Genomic DNA, 26,365 nt, shown 5'->3' with positions numbered 1-26,365 from the left:
GCCCTGACCGGCCCCCTCGGGTTGGTGCAAGGAGGCCCCAATGTCAGCAGAGCGGATGTTCCCAGCCGTGCCCTCGGATCCGGACTCCTGGATGGCCGTTGACACGCCGGATGAGATCCGGCAGTTTGCCATCGAGTCCCTCCGGTGGCAGGCCCAGGAAGTCATCGACGAAGTGCTCTGCGGCAAGTCACCCGGCGAAGAGCTGGCACGGGCCCGGCTCCGCCGCTGCGTCGCACGGCATCCAGGCGAGCCGGAGCAGGCACTGCTGGAGCAGCTCATGTACCGCGGGCACCTGCCACTCTGACTGCCAGGCACCGTTCCGGGCGCAGGCACGATTCGGATTAGCAGGCCCGGCTAAAGCGTGAGGCTGCGGTCCACGATCCGGCTGGCGGTCTCGTGGAGTCCTTCATTATGTGCACGGGCGTGGTTCCGGAGCAGCGAGAAGGCCTCGTTCATGTCCACACCGGCCGTGTGGGCGATGACTCCCTTGGCCTGCTCAATCAAGATTCGGCTGTTGAGCGCACGCTGCAGCTGCTCGTTCACCAGGACGGCTTCCCTGATGGTGCGTTCGTGCATGAGGCTGATGGTGGCGACGTCGGCCAGCGCCTGGCCAATGGCGGAATCCTCCGCAGTCAGGGAACCGGGCGCAGAACCGAAGAGGCCCATGGCACCGATAGTCCGGCCGTGTATCCGCATGGGAACGGCGTGTACGGAACGAAACCCCTGGGACAGCGCCGCCGCCTTGAATTGGGGCCACCGGTCAAGGACCTGAATGTCCTCAACGGTCACCGGGTTACCGGTTGCGTAGCACTCTACGCACGGTCCTTCCCCGGCCCGCAACTGGAGCACTTCCACCAACTGGCTCTCCTCGCTGGTTGAAGCCAAAACCTGGAGTTCCCCGCTGGGGTCGGCCAGGACCAGGCCCGCCGCCGCGATGTCGAGGAGCCCCACGGATTCCTCGACCAGGGTGTGGAGCAGGTCAAGGACGTCATAGTCCGCAACCAGTGTGTCCGCGATCTTCACGAACGCCCCACTGACGCGCTCAGCGCGGGTTGTCGTTGCCATGTCGCTATTTTACTGCAGGGGCCGGGCACCAGGACCGCCGCCATGGCCGGGCTCGAACTTCAGGCGGCCTTCGAGCACTGCCTGGGCCGTCTCCCTCAGCGTGAGGTCATGGGCGAACGCGTAGGCGCGCAGCAACAGCAATGAGTCCGCCGCGGTCGCGCCGGACTGGGCAAGGACCATGCCCGTTGCCTGGTGGATTTCACGGCGCGACATCAGGGGTGGATCGAGGGCAGGGTCCGTGTCCGGAGAGCCGATCGTCAGGATCTTCCGCAAAAGGTACCAGGACGTCTGGCCGGCAAGTGTGGCCGCCGTTGCCTGGTGGGACCTGTTCAGCGTTCCCGCGGCGGAGTGATAAAGCTCAACAACGCCCAGGTCCGCAGCGCCGATAGTCAGCGGGAAGACAAACAGGGCAGCCGCGTCCGTCCCGTTAATCGCCCTGTGGAACATCGGCCATTCCGGGTGCGGAACACCTTGTGCGTCAGGAACCAGCACAGGCAGCCGGGTCCGGACCGCGCGCCAGCGGGGCCCCTCGCCCAGGCTGAACTGCAGTTCATCAAGCCTTGCAGCCAAAGCGTCACTGGCACAGATCAGGGATTCAGCTGTCGCGCCGCCGAAAAGGGATACGGCGGCGCCGGTAACGGGCAGTTTCTCCAGATAGGGGCCACACAGGTCCTCTTCACCCGCCAGCCCGGGTGCAATGTCCATGGTGAGCCCCTGTTTCCTGATTCATTCCGCTGTCGCCGGGTTGGCTGCTGGCTGAACCGGAACGGTGGTGTGGTCACCTAAGGATACCCACCGTCGCCGGTCAGTTCAGCCGCAAGATCACGGCAGCGTTTCGCCGCCCATCGGGTTCACCAGGCTGGATGTCTCCATCAGGTGGGCGAGCAACGCCAGCTCCGGGCGCCGCGGATAAGCGGCCAGGCAGCGACGGAGCCGGAGCTTTATTTCCGCCAGCCCGGGCGAAGTGTCTTCGAGGATGGACGAGATGATGTCCAGCGACTGCTCTGCAAGGGGGCTTGCGTCAGGTGCTGCGGGATACCGGGTCCGGTCCACGAGCCCGCGGATGGGGGTAGCGAGACTTTTGCCCATTTTTACTTGGTCCTCCTGGATAGCCGTGATGGGCCGATGCCAGGGTCCGGGGCAATAATTTGAGCATATCGGATCAGTTGCCGGCCCAACAGGCCTCCGCTCCCCTATCAACACCCCCTATCAACGCCGGCCTGGCACCGGCGACGGCAGGGGTACCGGCCAGGGCGCCGGGTCAGGAATGTAGCGGCGCGTTGTCGATCAGCCGGACCGGCCCGACCTTGGCCGCAATGAGCGCCAGGGCCTCCCCCCGGAACGGGGTCTCCCGGCAGTTCTCGGCCAGCGGCTCCAGGGTGCCCGGGTCCACAACGTCGAAGTAGTCCAAGGCCACCAGGGGCTGCGACTCCACCATCGCCTGGGCGGACTCCAGATCCAGCGGTTGCCGGGCATGCGCCCGTTCCTCAAGCAGGCGGAGGGCCCTGAAAAGCACCAGCGCCGCCTCCCGCTCCTCGTCCGACAGGAAGCGGTTGCGGCTGGACAGCGCCAGCCCGTCCACGGCGCGCACCGTGGGCACCCCCACAATCTCCACCGGAAAATTGAGGTCAGCCACCATGCGCCTGACCAGCGCCAGCTGTTGGGCGTCCTTCTGGCCGAAGTAGGCACGGTAGGCGGGCAGGCCGGCACGTGCCGCGCCGCCGTCCGGCAGCCCTGCGGCCGGCATCCCGTAGTGGAGCAGTTTGGCCACCACGGTCAGGGCACCGTCGAAATGCCCCGGCCGGGACGCCCCCTCCCACTTTTCCCCGAGCCGACCGGACGTCACGCGCACCAGCGGTTCGCCGCCGGGGTAGACCTCATCGACTGATGGCGCAAACACCAGGTCCACGCCTTCGGCTTCCAGCAGCGCAAGGTCGGCGTCCAGGGTGCGGGGGTAGCGGTCCAGGTCCACGGCGTCACCGAACTGCAGCGGGTTGACGAAGACCGTGGCCACCACCACGTCATTCTGTTCGACGGCGGTACGCGCCAGGGCGGCATGGCCCTGGTGCAGCGCACCCATCGTGGGCACCAGACCCTGTGAGGCTCCGTGCTTGGAGGCAAGGAGCCGGGCTCCCTCAGCATGGAGGCCTGCCACCGTGGTGACGAGCTTGATGGGCATCTTCAGTCCTCCTTCGGTTCGAGGGCTTGGCGGAGTCCCTCCAGCTGTTCGGCTTTCAGCAGCCCGCGCCCTTCGGCGCGCAGGGCTGTGGCCCGGGCCATCGCAAGGTAGGCCTCGAGCACGTCGCCGTGGCCGCCGCCGTCGAACTCCCGCAGCGCGGCCGCGTGCGCGGAGACGGTTCCCACGTCGCCGCGGGCTACCGGCCCGGTCAGGGCGGACTCCCCTGACGCCAGTGCATTCTCCAGCGTGGCCCGCAGGAGCGGGCCGAGCATGCGTTCCGGCAGCTCCACTCCCACCGAGCGCAGCAGCTCGGATGCCTGGGCCACGAGGGTCACCAGGTGGTTCGAACTGTGGGCCAGGGCCGCGTGGTACAGCGTCCGGTCCGCCTCGGCGATGGCCACCGGTTCCGCACCCATCTCCACCACCAGCGCCTGGGCGATGGGGAGCATGGCGGCATCTGCCGTCACTCCGAACGTGCAGTCCAGCAGCCGGGTCAGGTCCAGGCTCATCCCCGTGAACGTCATGGCCGGATGCAGGGCGAGCGGGACAGCGCCGGCAGCGCGCACCGGGTGCAGGACCCCCACTCCGAACCGGCCGGAGGTGTGGGCAACCAGCTGGCCCGGCTGCCAGGCGCCGAGCTTTGCCAGCCCGTCCACCAGGCCCGGCAGGGCGTCGTCGGGCACGGCCAGGAGGACGAGTTCCGCGCGCTCCACAATGTCCTGGACCTCCAGGACAGGCACGCCGGGAAGCAGCGCCTCCGCCCGTTCACGGCTCGCCTCGGAGACAGCTGAGACCCCGACGACGGCATGTTCGGCAGCGCGCAGGGCGGCACCGAGCACCGCCCCCACTTTGCCGGCACCAATGATTCCGACGCCGAGGCGTCCGGGCTTAGCCATGCTGCCCGCCTTCCTGTTGTTGGGGCGTCCGGGTTTCGGCCGGTTCCACTGTCGGGCCGGGCTCCCCCGCCGGAGCATCCGGGACTACCTGCCGGAGCCACTGTTCCGTAGTCTGCCGCTTCCTGGCCAGCCGGGCGCGTGCGGACTGTTCATCGAACAGCGCCAGCGCCTGGGCAGTGCCGGCCTGCGTGAGCCGGGGCGCAACGGGACCGGGCGTGGTGTGCAGCACCAGGTCTGCCACGCCGAACCGGCGCGCCAGCGGGCCCTGGTGCAGGGCCATGGACTGGGTGCGCTGGTGCGGAACCACCACCAGCTGGCGCCACCAGCGGCCGGAGCGGAGAAGCAGGGCCGTGTCCGTGGCCGTGAAACCGTTCCGCCGCCAGCCCAAGGGGGCAAGCCAGCGTGCGCTGCGCGGAGTGGTGACGAAGCCGCCGTCGGAATCCAGGCTGGTGAGGCCGGCGCCGAAGACTGCAGCGGGGTGCGCGGTGCCGGGGTCCGGCAGCACCAGCGCCAGCATGGCCATCACGTCGCCAAGCCTGCCCACGGGCAGCAGCGTGGTCCGGGCCGAGCCCTCGCCGGCGTTCTCCACGATGCCGTAACCGGCCACGTTGACCTGCATCCGGTACCAGCCGAGCGGCCGCCATAACGGCGGCTGGGTGATTTTCAACGCCTGGATGCGTCCCGGCGGCAGCGTCTGCGCCTGGGTGTCCAGCAGGCCGTAGCGCAGGCGGATGCCGTCCGGTGAGATCGCGGCGCTGAAGTTGTAGCCCTTGTTGAACAGTCCCCAGTAGCTCGCGGCGAGCCCCACGGCGGCCGGAATGAGGTAAAAGTAGAACCCCTGGTGTTCGGTGATGGCCGAGAGCACCACGGAAACGATGCCACCAAGCACCACGAAGAAGCTCTGCTCGCTGAGCAGCAGGGAACCTACAAGGCGCGACGGCGGCACGGAAAGCACCGGATATTCCGGCGCCTCGGGGGCGGGCTCGCCGGGGCGGTCCGGGCCCGTGATGACACCGGCCGCCCGGGCGAGGATGGTGGCACGCAGCTGCCGGGCGTCGTCGATCTTCAGGTAGGCGAGCCGCACCGCCGACTCTCCGGCGTCCGCCACCTCGAACTTGAGTTCTGCCAGGCCGAAGATCCGGGCCAGCAGCGGCTGAACGATGTCGATGGCCTGGACCCGGTCCAGCCGTGCCTGGCGCTGCTGCCGGAACAGGAACCCGGTATTGACGCGGACGTAGCCGCCGGACACCTGGTACTTGGTGAAGTACCAGGTGAGGATGAACCCCAGCACCGAGGCCAGCAGCACTGCGCCGCCGCCCACCAGCAGCAAGGGGGCCCGGCCGGCGAGGTCTTCCTCAACAACGGGCCGGCCCTGCAGCGCGCGTTCAAAGACGTCACGGCCGAGGAAGAAGCCAATGGCGGCCAGGGCAACCCAGCCGCGGACAAACGGCGACGCCGGGTGCACGCGCAGCCATTCGCCGTCGGGCGCGGTGCCCGAAAGCGGTTCAGGGGCGTTGTTGCCGGCCGCAGTGGCCGGGGCGCCGGGCCACTGCGGAGGTCCCTCTGCCGTCACAGTCCTGCCAGCCTGGCTTCCCCGCGCGCCGCCAGCTGCTCGCGGAGCCGTGCGCCTTCGGCGGCGGGCAGGCCGGGGATCTGGGCGTTGGTCCCCGGCGCTGCGGTGTGGAGCTTGAGCGTGCACAGTCCAAGAGAGCGCTCCACCGGGCCCACTCCGATGTCCACGTACTGCATCCGGCCGTAGGGGACGGCCATGGTCCGCTGGAAGAAGATGCCGGTCCGGATCAGGAGGTCATCGTCCCGTTCCGCGTAACCGATGGCGCGGACCTGCCGCGGGATGAGCGCGAGCCGCCAGAGGGCCACCACCAGCATGGCGGCCGGCACGGTGGCGGCAAGCCACAGCGGCGGCCAGGCCCACGCCTCCGCGAGGACGAGGACCAGCGGCAGGGAGAGGACCAGCACGGCGGCCAGGTTTCCAAGGGCCCACTGCACCACCCTCACGGTGACATATTTGGGGGACACCCGCTGCCAGGTGATGCCGGGAGGATCAATCGCCCCGGTATGCATATTCGCCTTCCCCGGACGCCTCGCCAACGGCACGGCCGGGCTTCCCGTCGAGGCCTTTGGTTTCGCCGTCCTCCGGCGGGATCCTGCAGAACCGTTCCACCAGCAGGCCCACCACGATCATCACCAGTCCCCCGCCGGCCATGGCAAGCGCGAGCCAGGTGATGGCCTGGTCGCTGCGCAGGCTCCAGATGCGCAGCTGGTCCAGGAAGATGCCCACGTGCCAGCCCAGCAGCACCGTCCCGGCGTAGGCGCAGGCCTGCGCGAGTACCAGGGTGCGGGCGGCGAGGAGCGGATCCAGCACCGGCCGCTTACGGGCGGCGCCGCCCTTGCCGCCGTTCTTGGCGCCGTTGGCGCTGATGCTGTTGCGCCACCTGAGGACCCTGATCCCGAGGATCAGCGTGATGGCCACGATCACGCCCATGGTTGCCAGTGCCGTGGGCGGCAGGACGGGGGTGGACATGCCGTACCGGCTGGTCACCACGGTCGCGGACCAGCCCGCCACGGCCAGGATGAAGCCGATGAGCAGCAGGCGCAGCGGGTTGATGGGCTTCATAGTTCCTCCACCGCCCCGGCCGTGGGCATTCCGTCGAAGTCGCCAAAGCCGTCAAAGGGGACGAGGTCGTTGAAGTCGCCTGCCTTGGCGGCAAGGGTGCTGATCCGTTCACCGTCCAGGACGGCGGCGGGTTCAATAAGGGACCACGGATAGAGGACGAACGCCCGGCTGGCCGCGAGGGGATGCGGCAGGGTCAGGGCAGGGTCCTCGCTGCGGACGTCGCCGTAGGTGATGATGTCGACGTCGAGCGTCCGCGGCCCCCAGCGCACCTCCCGGACGCGGTGGTGCTTGTTTTCCACCGCCTGGCAGTGCTCCAGCAACTGCCGCGGGGTGAGGCTGGTTTCAACCGTGATGACCATGTTCAGGAAGTCGGGCTGCCCGGCCGGCCCGCCTACGGCCTTCGTCTGCACCACCGGCGAGACCGCCAGCAGCCGCACCTCCGGCGGGTCTACGAGGTCCGCGACGGCCGCGCTAAGGGTATCGTTGCGCTCGCCCAGGTTGCTGCCGAGCGCAAGGACCGCCTTGGTATAACCGCTGTTCATGGCCCCTCCCCCTGGGCTTGCCTTTCCGCGGCATTCCGGGTGCGGTGGACGCTGACTGACACATCGCCGAAGGGAACCTCGATGGGAGCCTGCGGTTTGTGCACGGTGATGTCCACGGCCTGGAGCCGGAATTCGGCCAGCAGGCCCTCCGCGATCCGCACCGCCAGCGCCTCGATCAGGTTCAGCGGCTCGCCCGCGATCCACTCGGTAATACGCTGCGCCACCTCGCCGTAGTGCGCGGTGTCCCGGACGTCGTCCGACTCGGCCGCCTTGGCGAAGTCCAGGTACAAGACGGCGTCCACAACAAAAGGCTGGCCCTCACGGCGCTCAAAATCAAACACGCCGTGATGGCCGACGGCGGTCACGCCGCTCAGCGTAATCCTGTCCATGGGTGCGCTTAACTGCCGGCGCGGGGTGCGGCCATGCGCGCGGCCACCTTGACGGCGTCAAGGCTGGGGCCGACGTCGTGCACGCGGACGGCCCAGGCGCCGCGGTAGGCGCTGATGGCTGTGATGGCGGCGGTGGCCCCGTCACGTTCCTCGGGGGCGGCGGACTTGCCGGCCACGGTGAGCAGGGTGCCGAGGAACCGCTTGCGGGACGCACCAACGAGGATCCGGTGGCCCAGGCCTTCCAGCTGGTCCAGGTTCTGCAGGAGCTCCCAGTTCTGGGCGTCGTTCTTGGCAAACCCCAGGCCCGGATCGATGATGATCTGTTCCTGGCTGACGCCTGCGGCGTAGAGCTTGTCCCGCACCCCGGCGAGCTCGGCTGCCACTTCCGCCGCCACGTCCTTGTATTCGGCCAGCGAGTTCATGGTGCGGGCGTCGCCGCGGCGGTGCGTAAGGATGTAAGGCGCTTTGGAGGAGGCCGCGAGCTCGGCCATTTCCGGTTCGATGGTGAGCCCGGAGACGTCGTTGATGATGGCGGCGCCGGCCTTCAGGGCGGCAGCGGCCGTGGAGGCATGGGTGGTGTCGATGCTGACCAGGGCGCCGGCCTTCACCAGCGCCTCGATGACGGGAACAACACGCCGCTGTTCTTCCTCCGGGCTGACGTCCTCGGCGCCGGGCCGGGTGGATTCGCCTCCGACATCGATGATGTCCGCGCCCGCGTAGAACATGCGGAGCCCTGCCGCGATGGCGGTGTCCGCCGTGGGGTGGCTGCCGCCGTCGCTGAAGGAATCCGGAGTGACGTTCAGGATGCCCATCACCAGGGTGCGGCCGGTGGGCAGGTCTTCGAACCGGGCTGCCGGGCGCGGTTTGCGCAGGACGGGCAGTGGCGAGGTTGCGGGGCCGGTTCCCGGCGCTGCAGCTAGTGAATCCATGGTCTGTTGATTACCTTCCGAGGATGAGGCTCATGGCTTCGGCGCGGGTGGCCGGGTCATGAAGCTGCCCGCGGACCGCACTGGTGACGGTCTTCGCTCCGGGCTTGCGGATACCGCGCATGGACATGCACATGTGTTCGCATTCAACAACGACGATGGCGCCGCGCGGCTTGAGGTGGCGGACCATCGCTTCGACGATTTCAGTGGTGAGGCGCTCCTGCACCTGCGGGCGGCGGGCGTAGATGTCCACGAGCCGGGCCAGCTTGCTAAGGCCCGTCACCTTGCCCTCATGCGACGGGATGTAGCCCACATGGGCCACGCCGTGGAACGGCACCAGGTGGTGCTCACACGTGGAATAGAAGGGGATGTCCTTGACGAGGACCAGTTCCTCATGGTCCAGGTCAAAGGTGGTGGACAGGACGTCCGCGGGGTCATGGTGCAGCCCTGCAAACACCTCGGCGTAGGCCTTGGCCACACGCCTGGGGGTGTCTACGAGGCCGCCGCGGTCCGGGTCCTCTCCAATGGCCAGGAGAATTTCACGGACAGCTGCCTCGATCCGGGGCCGGTCCACTTTGTTGTGCTTTGAGTGGTGGGCGCCGCCCTCCGCCGGGTAGCCGGCGGAGGCGGAAACGTCGTCGTCGTCGAAGTGGGTCACGTAAGAAAGCTTAGCCGCGTAGGGCGTCAGGCCCCGCGTCCGTTACCCCGCCCCGGAACGGTGCATCCTCGGGAACACCCTGCGGGTGCGGCGGCTGCGCGTCCAAAGGCTCGTCCAGGCGCGCCTTCTTGGCCTCTTCCTGGGCCTCGCGTTCCGCCCTTTCCTGGCGGGACTCCACGGGGCCCGCCATCTGGACCGGGCGGCTCTCCTTGGACAGCCACACCTCGCGGAAGTCGCGCTTGCGGATGTCCCTGAAGATGTCGGCGATCTCGGCCTGGTTCAGCGTTTCGCGTTCCAGCAGTTCCAGGGCCAGCCGGTCCAGGACGTCCCGGTTCTCGGTGAGGATGGCGTAGGCCTCGTCATGGGCCTGGTCGATGAGGCGGCGCACTTCCTCATCCACCACGTAGGCGATCTGGTCCGAATAGTTGCGCTCGTGGCCGGCATCGCGGCCCAGGAACGGTTCGCCGCCGCCCTGGCCCAGCCGGACAGCGCCAACCCGCTCGCTCATGCCGTATTCGGTGACCATCTTCCGCGCGGTGCCGGTGGCCTTTTCGATGTCATTGGACGCGCCGGTGGAGGGGTCGTGGAACACGATCTCCTCGGCCACGCGGCCGCCCATGGCATAGGCCATCTGGTCAAGCAGTTCGTTGCGGGTCACGGAGTACTTGTCGTTGTCCGGGACCACCATGGTGTAGCCCAGGGCGCGGCCACGGGGAAGGATGGTGATCTTGGTGACCGGGGCGGAGTTCCGCAGTGCGGCCGCGACGAGGGCGTGCCCGCCTTCGTGGTAGGCGGTGATCTTCCGCTCGTGTTCCTTCATGACGCGGCTGCGCTTCTGCGGGCCGGCCATGACGCGGTCAATGGCTTCATCCAGCGCGCGGTCGTCGATGAGGTTCGCGTTGGAGCGGGCGGTGAGCAGCGCGGCTTCGTTCAGGACGTTGGCCAGGTCCGCGCCCGTGTAGCCGGGGGTCTTCTTGGCCACGGCCTTGAGGTCCACGCCCGGTGCCATCGGCTTGCCTTTGGCATGTACCTGCAGGATCTGGTCGCGGCCGATCATGTCCGGTGCGTCCACGCCGATCTGGCGGTCGAAGCGTCCCGGACGCAGCAGTGCGGGGTCCAGCACGTCGGGCCGGTTGGTGGCGGCGATGAGGATGACGTTGGTCTTGACGTCGAAGCCGTCCATCTCCACCAGCAGCTGGTTGAGGGTCTGCTCGCGTTCGTCGTTGCCCCCGCCGATGCCCGCGCCGCGGTGACGGCCCACGGCGTCGATCTCGTCGACGAAGATGATGGCCGGGGAGTTGGTTTTGGCCTGCTCGAAGAGGTCGCGGACGCGGGAGGCGCCCACGCCGACGAACATTTCCACGAAGTCGGAGCCGGAGATGGAGAAGAAGGGGACGCCGGCCTCACCCGCGACGGCGCGGGCCAGGAGGGTCTTGCCGGTACCGGGAGGGCCGTAGAGCAGCACGCCCTTGGGGATCTTGGCGCCAACGGCCTGGAACTTGGCGGGCTCCTGCAGGAATTCCTTGATTTCCTGGAGTTCCTCCACTGCCTCGTCGGATCCTGCGACGTCGGCGAACGTCACCTGCGGCATGTCCTTGCTGACCATCTTGGCCTTGGACTTGCCGAACTGCATGATCTTGGAGCCGCCGCCCTGCATGCGGGTCATGAGGAACCAGAACAGGGCGCCGAGGAGGATGACGGGAATCAGGAGGGAGAGCAGGCCGGAGAACCAGTTGCTCTCGATGGGCTGGTCCGTGTAGCCCTGGGCAGGCTTGGCGTCGGTTACCGCCTTGACCACGTCCTGCGCACGGGCGTCCACGAAGAAGAACTGGACGCTCTTGCCCTTGTCCTGCCCGTCAAGCTGCAGGTTGTCCTTCAAAGTCAGGTCCACGCGGTTTTCGCCGTCGAAGATTTTGGCCTGCTCCACCTGGTTTCCGGAGAGCAGTTCCAGGCCCTTGTCAGTGTCGATCCGTGCCGCACCGCCTGGGGCCAGCGTTGCAAAGGCCACCAGGAGCAGACCGACCACGACGACGATCCAGATGCCCGGGCCTTTGAAGAAGTTCTTAGCTTTCATCTGTTCGGGGGCTGGCCCCGTCCCTTCCGGTAGTGCTGCACGGCGAGTAGTCTGCGCGCGTGATGGTGCTGCGTCAGCTTCTAGCTATACACCGTCCGGAGTAGATCACGCATGATGGACGGCAAAAGTTCCCTGTGGGCGTAGTGGCGCCGGGGCGGCGGAGGACCTGCTCCAGGGGGCGTGGTGTCACCGGACTATTTCCGACGGCGGCGTGCCGGGGGCCTACTCGTAGACGTGCGGGGCCAGGGTGCCCACGAAGTCCAGGTTGCGGTACTTCTCCGCGTAGTCCAGGCCGTAGCCCACCACGAACTCGTTGGGGATGTCGTAGCCGACGTACTTGACGTCGATCTCCACCTTCGCGGCAGTGGGCTTGCGGAAAGCGGTGCAGATCTCCACGGAGGCGGTGCCGCGGGATTCCAGGTTGGTCTTGAGCCAGGACAGGGTGAGGCCGGAATCGATGATGTCCTCGACGATCAGCACGTCCTTGCCCATCAGGTCCGTGTCCAGGTCCTTCAGGATCCGGACCACTCCGGAGGACTGGGTGCCTGAGCCGTAGGAGGACACCGCCATCCAGTCCATGGAGATGTGGCTGTGCAGCGCCCGGGCCAGGTCCGCCATGACCATCACCGCACCCTTGAGCACGCCCACGATGAGGATTTCGCGGCCCTCATAGTCCTTGTCGATCTGCTCAGCCAGCTCCGTGATGCGCTGCTGGATCTGTTCCTTGGTGTAGAGAACGTGCTTGAGGTCTGCCTGGACGTCGTTTGAATCCACCAATGGCTCCTGTGTAGATGCGGGGTGCGACTATTTTGCGGGCGGTTTTTGAGGCCGGAATACTAGCTTCCCACAGCGGGCCGCTTCGCGGGGAACGGGGTTGGCGTTATCGGTTGCGGCCGGGCCGCCTACGGTTCCCGCCGCCTCCAGCTCCGCGAGGGACAGGCGGTAGGCGCTCACCCCGCCGGGCAGCTCCACCGGCCCGGCCGAGCCCTGCCTCCGCAGCAGCGCCTCCGCCGCCAAAAGGCGCTGGTAGCCGGGCTGCTGCCCGCCGACGTCGGCCGCCGCCTTGGCGATGACGCGGTACCTGATGGCCGGGGCGAGGGCGCGCAAGGCCTCCTCCGGGAGGCTCACTTCGGCGCCGTCCCGTTCAACGAGCGCCGAGAACGTGGTTTCCGCCACGTCCTCAAGGTAGTCGGCGTCCAGCTGGAGGATTGAAGCGGTCCGGGCGAGGGATTCGGCGACGCCGGGGCCCAGTTTTTCCTCAAGGTGAGGGAGCACTTCCACCCGGGTACGGGAACGCGCGAAGGCCGGGTCCGAGTTGGTGGGATCGTGCCAGGGCTGCAGCTGCTCCACCTCGCAGATCTCCTCCGTATCCGCCCGGCGGAGCCCCAGGAACGGCCGCAGCAGGAGTCCCCGCTCCGGCCTCATGCCGGCAAGGGAGCGCGTGCCGGAGCCGCGGGCCAGGCCAAGGAGCACCTGTTCCGCCTGGTCGTCCAGCGTGTGGCCCAGCAGGATGGCTCCGGCGCCCTGGCCGGCGGCGGCGGCTTCAAGCGCTTCATGCCGGGCTTCCCGGGCCGCTGCCTCCGGACCCATGCCGGCCGTTGCCACCGTCACGGCACGGATCTCCACGGGCGCCAGCCCCAGGTCCCGCAGTGTCCGCGCGGTTTCCGCAGCCACGCCTGCGGACCCTTCCTGCAGCTGGTGGTCCACCACCACCGCTCCCACCGTGACCGGGTGGCCGTCCACGTGCCCGCGCCGGGCAAAGTAGGCGGCGACGGCGGCCAGCGCCAGGGAGTCCGGCCCGCCGCTGCAGGCCACCAGGACATGCCGCGGGTAACCCGCCTGCGCCAAGGCGTCCTGGAGCGCCTTACGCGCCTTGCCGACGACGGGCGCCAGCCTCCCGGGCCGTCGTCGTCCGCTCTGGAAGCCGCTCCTCCCGCCGGTGCTGTCGCCGCCCGGGCCGCCGGATGCTGCGTCAGGTGACTCGCTGCGAGGCAATCAGAGTCCCATCCGGTCAAGCCACAACTTGGCGTCGTGGATCTCCGGCTCGGTGGGCAGGTGGTCTGCGGACTCCCACACCTTGTTAAAGCCTTCCATGCCGGCCACATCCACCACGGCCCGCACAAACCTGGCGCCGTCCGAGTATTGGCGCATTTTGGCGTCCAGGCCAAGGAGGCTGCGGATGAACTTTTCGATCACGCCGCGGTCCTTGCCGCGGTCGTTGAACCGCTGCCGGATGGTCTTTACGGACGGGATGATGCTGGCGTCCACGGCATCCATCACCACGTTCGCGTGGCCTTCGAGGAGGCTCATCACGGCGGTGAGGTGGGAGATGGCCGCCTTTTCCTCCGGGTCCTGGAGGAGGTCCAGGATGGCACCGCGGCCGGGGGTGTTTCCGGAGGCGGTGCGGTCCTTGAGGGAGCGTGCGGCGGCGGTGGCCCGCTCCATCAGGGAGTCGACGTTGCCCAGCAGGTGAACGCTGAGTTCGTCGATCTGCTCAAGCATGTGGTGCCGCAGCCAGGGGGCGGCTGCGAACTGCACGCGGTGGGTCTGCTCGTGCAGGCACACCCAGAGGCGGAAATCCTCAGGCGCGACGTTGAGTTCGCGCTCCACGGCCACGATGTTCGGGGCAACAAGGAGGAGCCTGCCGCCGGCAGGGGCGGTGGAGCCTTCCGCGAGTGCGGCGAAGGGATCGTACTGCCCCAGGACCTTGCTGGCCAGGAATGCCAGGACGGCGCCGAGCTGGCTCCCGGTGATGGCCCCGCTGACGCTGGCGGCGCCGGGGCTCAGCGTGCCGCGCCGGCTTTCCAGCATCTTTTCCATGGCAGGCTTGAGCATCACCGCGAAGCTCTGCGTGTTTGCCTTGGCCCATGACGCCCGGTCCACCACCAGCACGGAGGAGTCCCGGAGGTCGCGTGCCGCCTCCAGCCCGGTGATCTGGTGGACGTGCTCAACGGACACATCCGCCAGGCGGCGCAGGCTGTCCACGGCCTCACCCATGGCGGCCTCGCTGAGCACGGGCCCGGCCGGGGCCAGGCGTGCGGCGGTGGAGGCGGCGAGGTCCCAGTTGATCAAGGACTGTGCCGTGGCGGACAACGTCTGGGTTGACGACTCGCGTGCAGTGGGCTCCATGGTTCCCATCAGAACACAGCATGCTGTGGATAGTCCTTAAGTTCGCTGACCGGCGAACCCTTCGGGGCACCCGGCCGGCCACGGACGCACTTGCACAGGCGGTCCACAGGATGCGGAAAGCGCGCCGCGAATCCTACTTGCTGCTACCGGCAGCCGCAGCCTGCGAGCGCGGTGGCGGCGCGGTCCAGGGCTTCCTTGTTGCCCGCAGCCCCGGGGGTGAGCCCGTTGCCGATGAAGGAAAAGACCAGCAGCCTGCCGTCCGCGTCAACCACATAGCCGCTCAATGCGAGCACTGTGTTCAGCGTGCCGGTCTTGGCCCGCACCAGCCCGGCACCGCCGGCAGTGGCATCGCCGCCGTAGCGGGTGTCCAGGGTTCCGGTCAGGCCGGCCACCGGGAATCCGTCCAGCGCGGCCCGCAGCCTGGGGTCCGTGCCCGAGGTGATGGCCCGCACCGCCTCGGTAAACTGCCGGGCCGAGACCTGGTTGCCCATAGCCAGTCCACAGACGTCCACCAGCTTCAGGGCATCCGTGGCGAGGCCGGCTGCGGAGATCTGCGCACGGACTGCCGCCGTGGCGCCGTCGTTGCTGCCGGGCAGCCCGTCCGCCAGTGCCGTGAGCCGGCCCAATGCTTCCGCCAGGTAGTTGTCAGAGTCCTGCAGCATCACGTCCACCTGTTCGGCCACGGTGGCGGACTGCACCTCCGCCAGCAGCCTCGGTTCACTGGAATCCTCCCCGGGAGCGGCCGTTGCCGCCGCGCGGGCTGCCGCGGCGCCTGCTCCCGCCGGCTGGGGTGAACGTTCGACGGCGGCTGCCACAGTGAGTCCCGCGGCGGCGCCTGCCGTCCGCAGCCGGGCGGCAAACTCCTCGGCGGCAGCCATGGCGGAGTCCTGCGGGCGTGCACCGGTGGTGACAGCGGGATCGTACCGGGCTGAGTTCAGGGCCAGGGGGAACAAGGGTGCCACTTCGCCGGCGGCCACATCCCCGCTGTCCCAGGCCGGGTTCAGCGCGGGTCCGGAGAAAAGGGAGTCGTCCACGAGGACCTTGAGCTCCCCCGCCGCGCCGTCAGCCTTCAGCGCCTCCACCGTGCCGGCAGCCAGGGATGCCAGGCCGGCGCGTCCCATTGCCCGTTCGGGGTTCGACTCGCCAGGCCCCAGGAGCACGTCCCCGCCGCCCACCAGCACCACCTGCCCGGGCACCGGCCCGGCAACAACAGTTGTGCTGAAACGGTGCCCGGGCCCCAGGGACCGCAGGGCGGCGACGGCAGTGAGCAGTTTCATGTTGGACGCCGGAACGCGGCCTTCCGATCCGCCGCGGTCAAACAGGACCTCGCCGGTCAGCGCATCCTGGACCAGCGCGGTGAACGTTCCGCCGCCGTCGGCCTTTAACAGCGGATCCAGCTGCGCCGTGACGGCGGCCCGGGCCGGGACGTCCGCCGAAGGGTCGAGTGTGGCCAGGCCCGGCCGGGCAGAGAGCGTGGCGGGAGCCTGCTGCCATGCGGGCGCGGGCGGAGCGGGGGCAGGGGCCTCGGGACCCAGGAAGCCGGGGGCCACCAGCAGGGCCGCCGGGACGGAAAGGGCAACCAGGAGGGCCGCCAGCAGGACCAGCAGCCAGGACCTCCGCAGACCGGTGACGCCCCTCAGCGCTGCCTGCCGGACACGGCCGTACTGCCGGTCCGTGCCGATTGTCTTGGTCATGCTGGTGCCGGTCCTCAAGTCCTGAAATTTCCCCACAAGTTCCTGATTCCAGGGCCTCTCGCTATATCCTCAATAATAGTCGGCGGCACCGACAGTGCTTTTTGTTGCCCGTCAGAAGTGCCGCGAACCCCCTGCAATTGCCGAGGAGCATTCCATGAAGCATGACGTGACCATCGAGATCCCCAAGGGATCACGCGTCAAGTATGAAGTTGACCACGAGACCGGCCGCGTCCGCCTGGACCGCGTCCTCTTCACCTCCATGCAGTACCCCACGCACTACGGATACTTCGAGAACACCCTCGGCGAGGATGGCGACCCGTTGGATGCGCTGGTGCTGCTGCAGGACTTCGACCTGCACCCGGGCGTCATCGTTGAGTCCCGCCCCATCGGCGTCTTCAACATGACGGACGACGGCGGCGGAGACGCCAAGATCCTCTGCGTGCCGGTGGACGCCCGCTTCGACCACATCCAGGAGGTCAGCGACGTCAACGACTTCCTGATCAAGGAGATCGAGCACTTCTTCACCCGCTACAAGGACCTGGAGCCGGGCAAGTGGGTCAAGGCCGAGGGCTGGGGCGACCGCGCTGCCGCCGAGGCCGAGCTGGAAGCTTCCATCAAGCGTTACGTGCCCACCAAGCACTGATTTCCTGAAGCAACGCGGGGTCACTCCGCGCCGAATTCTTCGCCAGAATTGGGCCGGAAGTGACCCCGCGTTGTGGTTTAAGGTGAATTGGTGAGCTCAGCGCCAGTCTTCAACCCGCCCTGCGGTCCTGTCACCGGCTGGCGGGACGGGGACGTCGTCCGCGCAACCGGGATCCCTTACGCCACCGCCGGACGTTTCCAGCCTCCCGCCCCGGCGCCTGGCTGGACGGTTCCGTTTGCCGCCACCTCCCCCGCGCCCGCCTGCCCGCAGGGGCCGGTGCCGTTCCTCGATGACGTCCTGGGCACCCGCTACGGGGAGCTGCCGGGGAGCGAGGACTGCCAGAACCTTTCCATCACCATGCCCGCCGGCCTTGCCTCCGGCGAACAGCTCCCCGTGATGGTCTGGATCCACGGCGGCTCCTACACCACCGGCTCGGGCGACCTCGCCATCTTCGACCCCGCGGCGCTGGTGTCCGAGAACCGGGTGGTGGTGGTCTCTGTGACGTACCGCCTGGGGCTGTTCGGCTTCCTGGCGACCCGCACCGGCCGGCCGGGGAACCTGGGCCTCCTGGACCAGCTTGAGGCATTCCGCTGGGTGCAGCGGAACATTGCCGCGTTCGGCGGCGACCCCGGCCGGGTGACGGCCTTCGGCCAGTCGGCCGGAGGTGACGCGATCGCGCACCTCATGGCCACAGCCGAAGCACCGTCCCTCTTCCAGCGGGCCATCATCCAAAGCGCCCCGCTGGGAATCTCCCGCGGCAGGGCGAAAATGAACCATGCCATGGGCATCGTTGCCGAGGCCGTGGACGAGGACACCCCCGCCATGGACATCGTTGAGCGGGAGGACCACGTTGCCCAGGTAGCCCGGAAATTCGGCATGCTGGCCGCCATGCCTTTCGGAACCCAGTATGGCCACGCGCCGCTGCCGGCGGAGCCGGATATTGAAGCCGCCTGGAACCGCGCCGCGCCCGGCGTTGAGGTGCTGATCGGGCATACGTCCGAGGAAGCACGGCTGTTCCTGCCCCGCAGCCCCTACCTCAGCCGGCTGGCGCGCGTCCCGCTGGTGGGGTCTGCCGCCGTCCGCGCCATTGACTGGGTGGTCACCGAGACCGTCTATGCGAAGGCGGCGCGGAGGTTCGCCCGGCGCCATGCCCGGGCTGGCGGGAAGGCCCACCGCTACGTCCTGAGCTGGCATGCCCCGGGAAACATCTTCGGCGCTGCCCACACTGTTGACCTCCCGCTGCTTTTCGGCAACCGGAACACGTGGGACGGCGTGGGCCTGATTGCCGGCGCCAGCTGGGATGAGGTCAACGCGGCAGGACGCGAGCTGCGGGCGCTCTGGGCACGGTTCGCCCGCGGCGATGACCTCGGCAAACACGGCACCATCCCGGGAACGCTGCGCTACCGGGCAGCGTGAGGGTTCCGATGCGGACTTTAGGCGTCGACCTGGCCGCGGCCACCAGGAAAACCGCCGTGGCGGTCCTCGAATGGGGCAAGGATTCCGCCGGCCTGGTGCACCTGGCGCTGGATGTGGGCGACCAGGAGATCGTGGAACTGTTTGGCGGCGCCGCCATGACGGGGATCGACTGCCCGGTGGGGTGGCCTCGGGCCCTGATCCCGTTCCTCACCGGGCACCTTACCTTCGACGCCGACCCCGTGCTTGCGCATGACGGCATCGAAGGCCGGCGGCTGCTTGCCTACCGTGACACGGACAGGTTCGTCACCCGCCGGACCGGACTGATCCCCCTCAGCGTCTCCGCGGACCGGCTGGCGCACCCGGCCATGCGGTGCGCGGTGATCCAGGCAAAGATCGCGGCGCTCCACGGCCCCCAGCCCAGGGACGGATCGGGACGCCTCGCGGAGGTCTATCCGGCTGCTTCCCTGAAACTGTGGGGACTGGTCGCCCGCGGCTACAAAGGACGGGGGACCCCGGAAACCGAGCGGCTTTCCATACTCCTCGCGAACCTGCGGCAGCAGGCCCCCTGGCTGGACCTGGCCGGGCAGGAGGACAGGCTTGCAGCCTCGGACGACCTGTTCGACGCCGTCGTCGCATCCCTCACCGCCCGCGCGGCCGCCGTCGGGCTTACCGCGCCCCCTGACGGCGCGCACGCCGCAGCCGCCCTCGACGAGGGGTGGATCCACCTGCCCTCCTGCGGGCTGGCGGAACTCGTCAGCTAGCGGGACCCACGCCGCCAAGGGTCCAGTTGCGGATCTCCTCCGGGTCCTCCCCGTGCAGCCGGGTGTGTTCCCGGGCCCTCATCCGCCGGTCCTGGAGGTGCTGCCGGAGGAGGGAATGCCTCTCGGCCAGCCCGGGCACGCGGTCGATCGCGTCGATGGCCAGCTGGAACCGGTCGATCCCGTTCAGCATGGCCATGTCGAACGGCGTGGTGGTGGTCCCCTCTTCCTTGTAGCCGCGCACGTGCAGGCCGTCCTGGTTGGAGCGGCGGTAGGCAAGCCGGTGGATCAGCGCGGGGTAGCCGTGGTAGGCGAAGATGATGGGCTTGTCCGCCGTGAAGATCCCGTCGAAATCCCGGGCCGGAAGCCCGTGCGGGTGCTCGCTCACGTCCTGCAGCCGCATCAGGTCCACCACGTTGACCACCCGGACCTTCAGTCCGGGCGCGCCTTCCCGGAGCAGTTCGGCTGCCGCAACGGTCTCCACGGTGGGCACGTCACCCGCGCAGGCCATCACGACGTCGGGCTCCTCGCCGGGCACCTCGGACCCCGCGAACGCCCAGATCCCCAGCCCCCGGCGGCAGTGGTTGGCGGCGTCGGCGGGGCCCAGCCAGGTGGGCGAGGGCTGCTTTCCGCTGACCACAATGTTCACGTAGTCGGTGGAGGCCAGGCATTGGTCCATGACGTACAGCAGGGTGTTGGCGTCCGGCGGCAGGTATACCCGGATGACCTCCGCCTTCTTGTTCACGGCATGGTCAATAAAGCCCGGGTCCTGGTGCGAGAAGCCGTTGTGGTCCTGCTGCCACACGTGGGAGGACAGCAGGTAGTTCAGCGATGCCACCGGCTGGCGCCACGGCAGCTGCCGGTGCACCTTCAGCCACTTGGCATGCTGGTTGAACATGGAGTCGACGATGTGGATGAAGGCCTCGTAACAGTTGAAGACCCCGTGGCGTCCGGTCAGGAGGTAGCCTTCCAGCCAGCCCTGGCACAGGTGTTCGCTGAGCACCTCCATCACGCGGCCGGACCGCGCAAGGTGCTCGTCGGCGTCGTCAATCCTGTACTGCCATACTTTGTCCGTGACCTCGTAGACGTCCTGCAGCCGGTTGGAGGCGGTCTCGTCCGGGCCAAAGAGCCGGAACGTTTCCATGTTCCGCGAGATGACGTCCCGCATCCACGAGCCCAGCGTGACCATCGGGCTGACGCGCTCGGTCCCCGGCTCCGGGACTTCGACGGCGTAGTCCCGGTAGGCAGGCAGCCTTAGCGCCTTCCGCAGCAGTCCGCCGTTGGCGTGCGGCGTTGCGCTCATCCGGAAAGCGCCCGTGGGCGCGGCCTCGGCGACCTCGGGCCGGAGCCTGCCGTCGCCGTCGAACAGCTCCTCGGGGCGGTAGGACTGCAGCCACCCTTCCAGCTGCTTCAGGTGCTCCCCGTTGGTGCGGACTTCGGAGAGCGGGACCTGGTGGCTGCGCCACGTCCCCTCAACCTGCAGCCCGTCCACTACGCGCGGTCCGGTCCAGCCTTTCGGCGAGCGCAGCACGATCATGGGCCAACGGGCAGCGGCATCCGCCCCGTCCTGTCCGGCCCGGGGAGACCGCCGTGAGTCCTGGATGGCGCGGATGCCGGCCATGCAGCGTTCCAGCGCATCCGCGAAGTCGCGGTGCGCCTGCTCCGTGTTGTCCGGGTCTTCCACTGTCACGAAGTAGGGCTCATGCCCGTAACCGCGCAGCAACTGCTCCAGCTGCTCTTCGGGCATCCGGGCCAGGATGGTGGGGTTGGCGATTTTGTACCCGTTCAGGTGCAGGATGGGCAGCACCGCACCGTCAGTGGCCGGGTCCAGGAAGTTGTGGGAGTGCCAGCTGGCGGCCAGCGGGCCGGTTTCCGCTTCGCCGTCACCAATCACGACGGCGGTGACCAGCTGGGGGTTGTCCAGGACCGAGCCGTACGCGTGGGCGAGGGAATACCCGAGTTCGCCGCCCTCGCTGATGGAGCCGGGGCTTTCCGGCGCCGCGTGGCTGGGGATGCCGCCCGGGTAGGAAAACTGGCGGAAGAGTTCGGCCATGCCGTCGCCATCGTTGCCCACGTGGCCGTAGACCTCGGAGTAGGTGCCTTCCAGCCAGGCATTGGCGACGACGGCGGGGCCGCCGTGGCCGGGACCCGCCACAAAAAGCATCTCGGCGGAGTCGCGGCGGATGATGCGGTTCAGGTGGGCATAGACGAAGTTCAGGCCGGGGGTGGTGCCCCAGTGGCCCAGCAGCCGGGATTTGGTGTGTTCGGCCTGCAGCGGTTCGCGCAGGAGCGGGTTGGAGCGGAGATAGATCTGCCCGACGGAAAGGTAGTTGGCGGCGCGCCACCAGCGGTCCACAAGTTCAAGTTCGCCCTGCCCCATGCTGCCGGCCATAACCATCCTCACGTCGCGTTCGCCCACCCTTTGATCCGCCAGGTGCAGCCGTTCCCCCATCGCACCAGATGGGCCAGCCCGAGGCAACCCCGCTTGCCTTGGCGCTGCTACCTGCGGGTAGTCTTTGGATTCAGATGTTCACGCTGACAATCAACCAGACCGATAGCCGGCGCGATGGCGACCGGGTGCCGCAGCTGCTCAGGGACCTGCGGCACATTCCTGCGCGCCTTGATTTTGACCGGTCCGTCGAGGACGAGGTCCAGGGCATTGTGGACTGCCCGCACCAGGCGGTGGAGGCGGCCCTGATCGCGCTCCGGGACGGCTCCTGGTACGTGGGCATCGGCGTAGGGCCCGTCAACGAACCGTTGCCCAACCAGATCAAGGACGCTTCGGGCCACGGGCTGGTGTATGCCCGGCGCGCCGTGGACCGCCTGCGGAGCAGCAAGGACCGGGTTCCGGTTGCAGTGGAGGGGCCGCTGGCTGACGTGGCGCACGACGCCGAGGCCGTGCTGCGGCTGCTGGGGCATATCGTGCGCGACCGCTCCGGTGCCGAGTGGCGGGTGCTTGACCTGCTGACGCCCGGCGTGCGGGGCCAGCAGAAGGCTGTGGCCCAGGAACTCGGAATCACCACGCAGGCGGTCAGCAAGGCGGTGGCACGGGCCCAGTGGAACGAGGAGCACGCGGCCCGGCCTGCGGCGGCCCGGCTGCTGGGCTTGATCCTCGCGGTCCGGTAGGGGCTGCGGCCCCCTCAGGCCTGGCTAGCCGCCATCACCGGCTCGCCGTTGAAGTATTCGAGCTGCCAGCCGTCGATCGCGTGGTGGTGCGCCAGGTTCAGCACAGCGTTGTCGATGCTGGCCAAAGCGGTCCCTACGGCCCGGCTGAGGCTCACCCGGAGCAGTGTTCCGTGCGCGACGACGAGAACACGGCTGCCGCTGTACTCCTTGGCCAGTGCCTCCAGGGCGGCGAGACCGCGGTCAGCTGCCTCGTCCTCGCTTTCGGCGCCGCGGAAGCCCCCGGGGATGCGGAGTGCCTCCAGTTCCGGGCCCGCCTGCATTCCCTCCGCCGGTCCGAAGCTCCGCTCCGTGAGCTCCGGCAGGCGGCGGACCTCGCCCAGCCCGAGTCCGCCGGCTATCACATCTGCGGTTTCGGCAGCGCGGCTCAGCGGCGAGGACACAATGGCGTCCCATTCGTACGCCGACAAAACGTCAACGGCATCACGCGCCTGGGCCCGGCCGACGTCGTTCAGTGGAATGTCCGTGGATCCCTGCAGGCGGCGCTGCGCATTCCAGTCTGTCTGGCCGTGGCGGATGAGGGCGAAGGTGGTGAGGGTCATGCTTTCCATTCTGCCCGACGGCGGGCTTCCGCCGGACGCGGGGACAGTCAGTTGCGCGGTCCAGCCAGCTGCGCAGCCCGGCTGCCGCATAGGCGAAGCCCGCGTAAGGCTGCCAGCTGAACCGGAATCTCGGGAGGTTTGCCGCAGCTACAGCAGGCTGCGCAGCACGTGGGCCGCGCCGTCGTCGAACACTGAGTGGGTGACCTCGTTGGCGACGGCGATGACTTCCTCCGGCGCCTGGCCCATGGCCACTCCGCGTCCTGCCCAGGTGAGCATCTCGATGTCGTTGCGGCCGTCGCCGATGGCCACCGTGAGATGCCGTTCGATGCCGAGCCTGCCGCGGAGGTTTTCCAGCGCGCTGGCTTTGGTCACGCCGGCGGCGGCGATGTCCAGCCACGCGGTCCAGCCCACGGAGTAGGTGACGCCGGCGAGGCCCACGTGTTCAATGGCCTCATTGAACTCTTCCGGGGTGTTTTCGGTGCTGAAGACCACCACGCGCACTGCCGTGGCTTCAAGCATGGTGTGGAAATCGACGCCGATGGCCTCGACGCCGAAACTCGGGTCCTGGAAGCGCTCGGTGGACAGGAAGTTTCCGTCCGCATCCTCCAGCGCATACTTGGCAGAAGGAAGCCGCTCGCGCAGTGCCCGGAGTGCGGGTGCGGGGTCGAACGTGGCCTTGTGGATGACCTCGTAGCCGCCGTCCAGTGCCGGATGGAGCCGCAGCGTCACGCCGCCGTTGCAGCAGACGGCGTAGCCGCGCTCAATCCCGATTTTCTCGATGATGGGCAAGGTGGCCTTGAGCGAACGGCCCGTGGCGATCATCACCTCGTGCCCGGCTGCCACTACGGCCTGCGCCGATTCCCGGACACCCTGGGACATGTGGCCGTCGTGGTCCACCAGCGTGCCGTCCACGTCCAGTGCGACCATCAGCTTGCGGCCGTTGTTGTTGTTATCTCGCCGGTCATCGTTGCCGGCGACTGAGGTTTCAGTCAGCGTTGTCATTCCAATAGTGAACCAGACGCCCCGAAACGCCGCTAGGACGCGCGCCACAGAGTTATTGAACAGTTGGTTAATACCCACAGGTTGTCCCCGGTGTGAGTGTTAACCTCCGTGTTCTGAGGCGTGCACCCTCCCACGGACAAAGCACCCGCGCACGCCCCGGTGCATAGACCGTTTCCCGGTGCGGCTCGGGTGCCGCCGTTGTCCACATGGGGCAGAACCGTCCTGCCCTTCCCTCGGTGGCGCGGCGACCATGGAGGCATGCAGCTGATTGATGCCGCCGCATTGCACCGCAGTACCGGAGACTCGCGCTCGCTCCGCAGGCGGTATGCCCGCGGCGAACTGGTCCGTGTCCGCAAGGGAGTGTACGCGGCCAAAGATGAGTGGATCTCACTGCCACCATGGGAAAGGTACCGGCAGACAATCCTTGCCGTGAACCTTGAACTGCCTTCGTCAAAGTTCTGCCTCAACACAGCCGCTGTCCTGTGGAACCTGGAGATGCTCGCTGTCCCCGATCATGTCCACCTTGCAGGTGCATCACGGGGCCATAGGGGCCGGAGCCTCCCCACTACGTCCGCTGCTCGAATGCCATCCGGATTGTGCGGACTTGAGGGACTCACCTCCTATGGTGTCGCCCGGCATGCTTCCCGGGGACCAACCATCGCGTTCGGAGGGCTACAGATAACGCCATTGCCCGAGACGGTGGTGGCGGTCATCGCAAGAGAGAACTTTGCGGCCGGAACAGTGCTGGCCGATCATGCTATCGGCATGCGTCGTACTTCAGGCCCCCGGGTGAGCAAGGACGAGTTGCTGGGGCACGCCGCGCGCCTGGAGTCGGGCGCACGCCGGCGATGGGTCACCCAGGTGCTCAATTTCGCCGTTGCCAACTCCGGATCAGCCGGCGAATCACTCAGCCGGGCACAGATGCACCTCCTGGGTTTTCCCGCGCCCCTGTTGCAGGCAAACTTCCGCGCGGGAGGCCACTTCATTGCCCGGACCGACTTCTTCTGGCCGCAGTTCAAACTTATTGGCGAGTTCGACGGCGACGCGAAGTACCTGCGCGATGAGTACTTGGGCGACCAGACGTCCCGCCAAGCCGTCCTGGCTGAAAAGAAGCGCGAAGACAAACTCCGTGCGGCCGGGTTCAGTGTGGTGCGCTGGGACTGGGCGACTGCTTCGGATGCAGCCAGGCTGGGCGCTGTGCTGCGGAATGCCGGGCTGCCTAACAGCGGCACCAGGGCAAAAAGAACCCTCTGACGGACTTTGCACCCGGGAATGCCCTGGTGCAAAGTCCGTCAGAGGGTGCGATGCCCCGGGAAGCAGGCGAAGCTAGAGGACCGGGAGGACCTCGAGGCCGCCCAGGTACTTCTGCAGGGCCTTGGGCACGTTGACCGAGCCGTCCGCGTTCTGGTGGTGCTCCAGCAGCGCCACGATCCAGCGGGTGGTGGCCAGGGTTCCATTCAAGGTGGCTACGGCCCGGGTGCCCTTCGCGACGCCCTCGGCGTTCACCGCGCGTTCGCGGATGTTCAGCCGGCGGGCCTGGAAGGTGGTGCAGTTGGAGGTGGAGGTCAGCTCGCGGTAGGCGCCCTGGGTGGGAACCCACGCTTCGCAGTCGTACTTCCGGGCGGCGGACATGCCGAGGTCGCCGGCCGCGGTGTCAATCACCCGGTACGGCAGCTCGCACTTGGCCAGCATCTCCTCTTCCCACGCCAGCAGCCGCTGGTGCTCGGCGGCGGCCTCTTCAACGGTGGTGTAGATGAACATCTCCACCTTGTTGAACTGGTGGACGCGGATGATGCCGCGGGTGTCCTTGCCGTGCGACCCGGCTTCGCGGCGGTAGCAGGAGCTCTGGCCGGCGTAGCGGATGGGGCCGGCGGCAAAGTCCAGGATTTCGTCCGCGTGGTACCCGGCGAGGGCAACCTCGGAGGTGCCCACCAGGTAGAGGTCGTCTTCGGCGAGACGGTAGATCTCGGCGTCGTGCTTTACGTCAAAGCCGGTGCCCTGCATGGTCTCCGGGCGCACCAGGGTGGGCGTGATCATGGGGACGAAACCGGCCTCGATGGCCTGGTCCATGGCCATCTGCAGCAGCGCCATCTCCAGCCGGGCACCCACCCCGCGCAGGAAGTAGAAGCGGGCGCCGGAAACCTTGGCGCCGCGCTCCATGTCGATCGCGCCGATAAGCTCGCCGATTTCCAGGTGGTCCTTCGGCTCGAAGTCCGGGAATTCGCGGGGCGTGCCGACGGTCTTGACCACCACGTAGTCATCCTCGCCGCCCTCGGGAACGCCGTCCTCAACCAGGTTGGGGATGGTGCGCAGCAGTTCTTCCTGCTTCGTCTGGGCGGCATCGGCCTCGGCGGAGGCGGCCTTGACCGAGTTGGCCAGCTCCTTGACCTCGGCCAGCAGCGCCTTCTTTTCGTCGCCCTTGGTCTGTGCCACCTTCTTGCCGAAAGCGTTCTGCTCGGCACGGAGGTTCTCGAAGCGGATCAGCGCCGCGCGGCGGGCGGAATCCGCAGAGATGATCGCGTCCACCACTGATTCATCCGCACGGCGGGCACGCTGGCTTGCACGGTATTTATCCGGGTTTTCGCTGAGGTCTTTTACGTCGATCACCACACAAGGGTATCCAATACCGCGGAA

At 68.0% G+C, this 26,365-nt stretch carries 27 protein-coding genes; 6 read left to right on the top strand and 21 right to left on the bottom strand.

From position 1 onward, the window contains the following. Nucleotides 1–40 precede the first annotated feature (40 nt). The gene (locus SMD14_RS01485; protein ID WP_157239737.1) at nt 41–304 is read left to right on the top strand and encodes a hypothetical protein; all 264 of its coding nucleotides are present in this window, start codon (nt 41–43) and stop codon (nt 302–304) included. A gap of 50 nt (nt 305–354) precedes the next feature. On the opposite strand, the gene SMD14_RS01480 is transcribed toward SMD14_RS01485, so the two are convergent. The 17 genes from SMD14_RS01480 to dacB all read right to left on the bottom strand — a co-directional run bounded on the left by SMD14_RS01480 (nt 355) and on the right by dacB (nt 16,187). Beyond that, complete coding sequence (locus tag SMD14_RS01480) at nt 355–1,065, bottom strand: GAF and ANTAR domain-containing protein (protein ID WP_157239739.1); 711 nt, start codon at nt 1,063–1,065, stop codon at nt 355–357. Between the two features lie 9 nt (nt 1,066–1,074). Then, complete coding sequence (locus SMD14_RS01475; RefSeq protein WP_157239741.1) at nt 1,075–1,770, bottom strand: GAF and ANTAR domain-containing protein; 696 nt, start codon at nt 1,768–1,770, stop codon at nt 1,075–1,077. A 117-nt stretch (nt 1,771–1,887) separates the two neighbouring features. Continuing rightward, complete coding sequence (locus SMD14_RS01470) at nt 1,888–2,154, bottom strand: hypothetical protein (protein WP_321215064.1); 267 nt, start codon at nt 2,152–2,154, stop codon at nt 1,888–1,890. Nucleotides 2,155–2,326: 172 nt separating this feature from the next. Further along, on the bottom strand, nt 2,327–3,244 hold the full coding sequence (panC, locus tag SMD14_RS01465) for a pantoate--beta-alanine ligase (protein WP_321215063.1): 918 nt from the start codon (nt 3,242–3,244) through the stop codon (nt 2,327–2,329). A gap of 2 nt (nt 3,245–3,246) precedes the next feature. Continuing rightward, nucleotides 3,247–4,140 carry a DUF2520 domain-containing protein gene (locus tag SMD14_RS01460; protein WP_321215062.1) on the bottom strand — a complete coding sequence of 298 codons (894 nt, stop codon included), beginning with the start codon at nt 4,138–4,140 and terminating at the stop codon, nt 3,247–3,249. Further along, complete coding sequence (locus SMD14_RS01455; protein ID WP_321215061.1) at nt 4,133–5,713, bottom strand: PH domain-containing protein; 1,581 nt, start codon at nt 5,711–5,713, stop codon at nt 4,133–4,135. Before SMD14_RS01455 ends, SMD14_RS01460 begins: the two co-directional genes overlap by 8 nt. Next, nucleotides 5,710–6,222, bottom strand: coding sequence for a PH domain-containing protein (locus tag SMD14_RS01450; RefSeq protein WP_157239748.1), 513 nt, complete (start codon nt 6,220–6,222; stop codon nt 5,710–5,712). The genes SMD14_RS01455 and SMD14_RS01450 overlap by 4 nt, the downstream gene beginning before the upstream one ends. Continuing rightward, nucleotides 6,203–6,775, bottom strand: coding sequence for a DUF3180 domain-containing protein (locus SMD14_RS01445; RefSeq protein WP_321215060.1), 573 nt, complete (start codon nt 6,773–6,775; stop codon nt 6,203–6,205). Before SMD14_RS01445 ends, SMD14_RS01450 begins: the two co-directional genes overlap by 20 nt. Continuing rightward, the gene (folK, locus tag SMD14_RS01440; RefSeq protein ID WP_157239752.1) at nt 6,772–7,317 is read right to left on the bottom strand and encodes a 2-amino-4-hydroxy-6-hydroxymethyldihydropteridine diphosphokinase; all 546 of its coding nucleotides are present in this window, start codon (nt 7,315–7,317) and stop codon (nt 6,772–6,774) included. The genes SMD14_RS01445 and folK overlap by 4 nt, the downstream gene beginning before the upstream one ends. Further along, nucleotides 7,314–7,706, bottom strand: a complete 393-nt coding sequence (folB, locus tag SMD14_RS01435) for a dihydroneopterin aldolase (RefSeq protein WP_321215059.1) — start codon at nt 7,704–7,706, stop codon at nt 7,314–7,316. The genes folK and folB overlap by 4 nt, the downstream gene beginning before the upstream one ends. 8 nt (nt 7,707–7,714) lie before the next feature. Next, nucleotides 7,715–8,635 (bottom strand): dihydropteroate synthase, encoded by a 921-nt coding sequence (folP, locus tag SMD14_RS01430; protein WP_321215058.1) that lies wholly within the window; start codon nt 8,633–8,635, stop codon nt 7,715–7,717. 10 nt (nt 8,636–8,645) lie between these two features. Beyond that, nucleotides 8,646–9,290 (bottom strand): GTP cyclohydrolase I FolE, encoded by a 645-nt coding sequence (gene folE / locus SMD14_RS01425; RefSeq protein ID WP_321215057.1) that lies wholly within the window; start codon nt 9,288–9,290, stop codon nt 8,646–8,648. A 10-nt stretch (nt 9,291–9,300) separates the two neighbouring features. Then, nucleotides 9,301–11,364, bottom strand: coding sequence for an ATP-dependent zinc metalloprotease FtsH (gene ftsH, locus SMD14_RS01420; protein WP_157239757.1), 2,064 nt, complete (start codon nt 11,362–11,364; stop codon nt 9,301–9,303). Between the two features lie 222 nt (nt 11,365–11,586). Continuing rightward, entirely contained in the window at nt 11,587–12,138 is a 552-nt protein-coding gene (gene hpt / locus SMD14_RS01415) for a hypoxanthine phosphoribosyltransferase (protein ID WP_104996440.1), read from the bottom strand. Nucleotides 12,139–12,168: 30 nt separating this feature from the next. Next, a complete protein-coding gene (gene tilS, locus SMD14_RS01410; RefSeq protein ID WP_321216325.1) occupies nt 12,169–13,257 on the bottom strand; it encodes a tRNA lysidine(34) synthetase TilS in 1,089 nt (362 codons plus the stop codon). 102 nt (nt 13,258–13,359) lie between these two features. Continuing rightward, complete coding sequence (locus SMD14_RS01405) at nt 13,360–14,493, bottom strand: zinc-dependent metalloprotease (protein WP_321215056.1); 1,134 nt, start codon at nt 14,491–14,493, stop codon at nt 13,360–13,362. A 143-nt stretch (nt 14,494–14,636) separates the two neighbouring features. Then, complete coding sequence (dacB, locus tag SMD14_RS01400) at nt 14,637–16,187, bottom strand: D-alanyl-D-alanine carboxypeptidase/D-alanyl-D-alanine-endopeptidase (RefSeq protein WP_321215055.1); 1,551 nt, start codon at nt 16,185–16,187, stop codon at nt 14,637–14,639. Between the two features lie 154 nt (nt 16,188–16,341). Here dacB and SMD14_RS01395 point away from each other — a divergent pair, with 154 nt between their 5' ends. The 3 genes from SMD14_RS01395 to SMD14_RS01385 all read left to right on the top strand — a co-directional run bounded on the left by SMD14_RS01395 (nt 16,342) and on the right by SMD14_RS01385 (nt 19,007). After that, nucleotides 16,342–16,830 (top strand): inorganic diphosphatase, encoded by a 489-nt coding sequence (locus SMD14_RS01395; protein WP_157239765.1) that lies wholly within the window; start codon nt 16,342–16,344, stop codon nt 16,828–16,830. Nucleotides 16,831–16,917: 87 nt separating this feature from the next. Continuing rightward, nucleotides 16,918–18,246 carry a carboxylesterase family protein gene (locus SMD14_RS01390; RefSeq protein WP_409339700.1) on the top strand — a complete coding sequence of 443 codons (1,329 nt, stop codon included), beginning with the start codon at nt 16,918–16,920 and terminating at the stop codon, nt 18,244–18,246. Nucleotides 18,247–18,254: 8 nt separating this feature from the next. After that, on the top strand, nt 18,255–19,007 hold the full coding sequence (locus tag SMD14_RS01385; RefSeq protein WP_321215053.1) for a DUF429 domain-containing protein: 753 nt from the start codon (nt 18,255–18,257) through the stop codon (nt 19,005–19,007). Here the strand turns inward: SMD14_RS01385 and SMD14_RS01380 are convergent. Beyond that, the gene (locus SMD14_RS01380; protein ID WP_321215052.1) at nt 19,000–21,396 is read right to left on the bottom strand and encodes a phosphoketolase family protein; all 2,397 of its coding nucleotides are present in this window, start codon (nt 21,394–21,396) and stop codon (nt 19,000–19,002) included. The genes SMD14_RS01385 and SMD14_RS01380 overlap by 8 nt on opposite strands. Nucleotides 21,397–21,530: 134 nt before the next feature. Here SMD14_RS01380 and SMD14_RS01375 point away from each other — a divergent pair, with 134 nt between their 5' ends. Continuing rightward, complete coding sequence (locus tag SMD14_RS01375) at nt 21,531–22,130, top strand: hypothetical protein (RefSeq protein ID WP_157239772.1); 600 nt, start codon at nt 21,531–21,533, stop codon at nt 22,128–22,130. Between the two features lie 14 nt (nt 22,131–22,144). Here SMD14_RS01375 and SMD14_RS01370 read toward each other — a convergent pair whose 3' ends face one another. After that, entirely contained in the window at nt 22,145–22,729 is a 585-nt protein-coding gene (locus SMD14_RS01370) for a histidine phosphatase family protein (protein WP_321215051.1), read from the bottom strand. A gap of 147 nt (nt 22,730–22,876) precedes the next feature. Beyond that, complete coding sequence (locus tag SMD14_RS01365; RefSeq protein WP_321215050.1) at nt 22,877–23,731, bottom strand: HAD family hydrolase; 855 nt, start codon at nt 23,729–23,731, stop codon at nt 22,877–22,879. Nucleotides 23,732–24,496: 765 nt separating this feature from the next. On the opposite strand from SMD14_RS01365, the gene SMD14_RS01360 reads away from it, so the two are divergent. Then, nucleotides 24,497–24,985 (top strand): hypothetical protein, encoded by a 489-nt coding sequence (locus SMD14_RS01360; protein WP_321215049.1) that lies wholly within the window; start codon nt 24,497–24,499, stop codon nt 24,983–24,985. A gap of 72 nt (nt 24,986–25,057) precedes the next feature. Here SMD14_RS01360 and serS read toward each other — a convergent pair whose 3' ends face one another. After that, on the bottom strand, nt 25,058–26,338 hold the full coding sequence (serS, locus tag SMD14_RS01355) for a serine--tRNA ligase (protein ID WP_321215048.1): 1,281 nt from the start codon (nt 26,336–26,338) through the stop codon (nt 25,058–25,060). Nucleotides 26,339–26,365: the final 27 nt, after the last annotated feature.

The sequence above is a fragment of the Pseudarthrobacter oxydans genome (genome assembly GCF_034258515.1).
Lineage (GTDB): Bacteria > Actinomycetota > Actinomycetes > Actinomycetales > Micrococcaceae > Arthrobacter.
The sequence above is the reverse complement of the archived record's forward strand: the minus strand, read 5'-3'. Positions and strand labels throughout refer to the sequence as shown.

What these genes read in the sequence shown, in the direction of transcription:
- SMD14_RS01460 (WP_321215062.1), bottom strand. Translation starts at nt 4,140, where the DNA reads ATGGCTAAGCCCGGACGCCTCGGCGTCGGAATCATTGGTGCCGGCAAA.
- SMD14_RS01485 (WP_157239737.1), top strand. Translation starts at nt 41, where the DNA reads ATGTCAGCAGAGCGGATGTTCCCAGCCGTGCCCTCGGATCCGGACTCC.
- SMD14_RS01365 (WP_321215050.1), bottom strand. Translation starts at nt 23,731, where the DNA reads ATGACAACGCTGACTGAAACCTCAGTCGCCGGCAACGATGACCGGCGA.
- SMD14_RS01480 (WP_157239739.1), bottom strand. Translation starts at nt 1,065, where the DNA reads ATGGCAACGACAACCCGCGCTGAGCGCGTCAGTGGGGCGTTCGTGAAG.
- SMD14_RS01375 (WP_157239772.1), top strand. Translation starts at nt 21,531, where the DNA reads ATGTTCACGCTGACAATCAACCAGACCGATAGCCGGCGCGATGGCGAC.
- ftsH (WP_157239757.1), bottom strand. Translation starts at nt 11,364, where the DNA reads ATGAAAGCTAAGAACTTCTTCAAAGGCCCGGGCATCTGGATCGTCGTC.
- folB (WP_321215059.1), bottom strand. Translation starts at nt 7,706, where the DNA reads ATGGACAGGATTACGCTGAGCGGCGTGACCGCCGTCGGCCATCACGGC.
- folP (WP_321215058.1), bottom strand. Translation starts at nt 8,635, where the DNA reads ATGGATTCACTAGCTGCAGCGCCGGGAACCGGCCCCGCAACCTCGCCA.
- SMD14_RS01475 (WP_157239741.1), bottom strand. Translation starts at nt 1,770, where the DNA reads ATGGACATTGCACCCGGGCTGGCGGGTGAAGAGGACCTGTGTGGCCCC.
- dacB (WP_321215055.1), bottom strand. Translation starts at nt 16,187, where the DNA reads ATGACCAAGACAATCGGCACGGACCGGCAGTACGGCCGTGTCCGGCAG.
- folK (WP_157239752.1), bottom strand. Translation starts at nt 7,317, where the DNA reads ATGAACAGCGGTTATACCAAGGCGGTCCTTGCGCTCGGCAGCAACCTG.
- SMD14_RS01405 (WP_321215056.1), bottom strand. Translation starts at nt 14,493, where the DNA reads ATGGAGCCCACTGCACGCGAGTCGTCAACCCAGACGTTGTCCGCCACG.
- SMD14_RS01385 (WP_321215053.1), top strand. Translation starts at nt 18,255, where the DNA reads ATGCGGACTTTAGGCGTCGACCTGGCCGCGGCCACCAGGAAAACCGCC.
- SMD14_RS01360 (WP_321215049.1), top strand. Translation starts at nt 24,497, where the DNA reads ATGCGTCGTACTTCAGGCCCCCGGGTGAGCAAGGACGAGTTGCTGGGG.
- SMD14_RS01445 (WP_321215060.1), bottom strand. Translation starts at nt 6,775, where the DNA reads ATGAAGCCCATCAACCCGCTGCGCCTGCTGCTCATCGGCTTCATCCTG.
- SMD14_RS01395 (WP_157239765.1), top strand. Translation starts at nt 16,342, where the DNA reads ATGAAGCATGACGTGACCATCGAGATCCCCAAGGGATCACGCGTCAAG.
- SMD14_RS01470 (WP_321215064.1), bottom strand. Translation starts at nt 2,154, where the DNA reads ATGGGCAAAAGTCTCGCTACCCCCATCCGCGGGCTCGTGGACCGGACC.
- SMD14_RS01370 (WP_321215051.1), bottom strand. Translation starts at nt 22,729, where the DNA reads ATGACCCTCACCACCTTCGCCCTCATCCGCCACGGCCAGACAGACTGG.
- SMD14_RS01450 (WP_157239748.1), bottom strand. Translation starts at nt 6,222, where the DNA reads ATGCATACCGGGGCGATTGATCCTCCCGGCATCACCTGGCAGCGGGTG.
- panC (WP_321215063.1), bottom strand. Translation starts at nt 3,244, where the DNA reads ATGCCCATCAAGCTCGTCACCACGGTGGCAGGCCTCCATGCTGAGGGA.
- SMD14_RS01380 (WP_321215052.1), bottom strand. Translation starts at nt 21,396, where the DNA reads ATGGCCGGCAGCATGGGGCAGGGCGAACTTGAACTTGTGGACCGCTGG.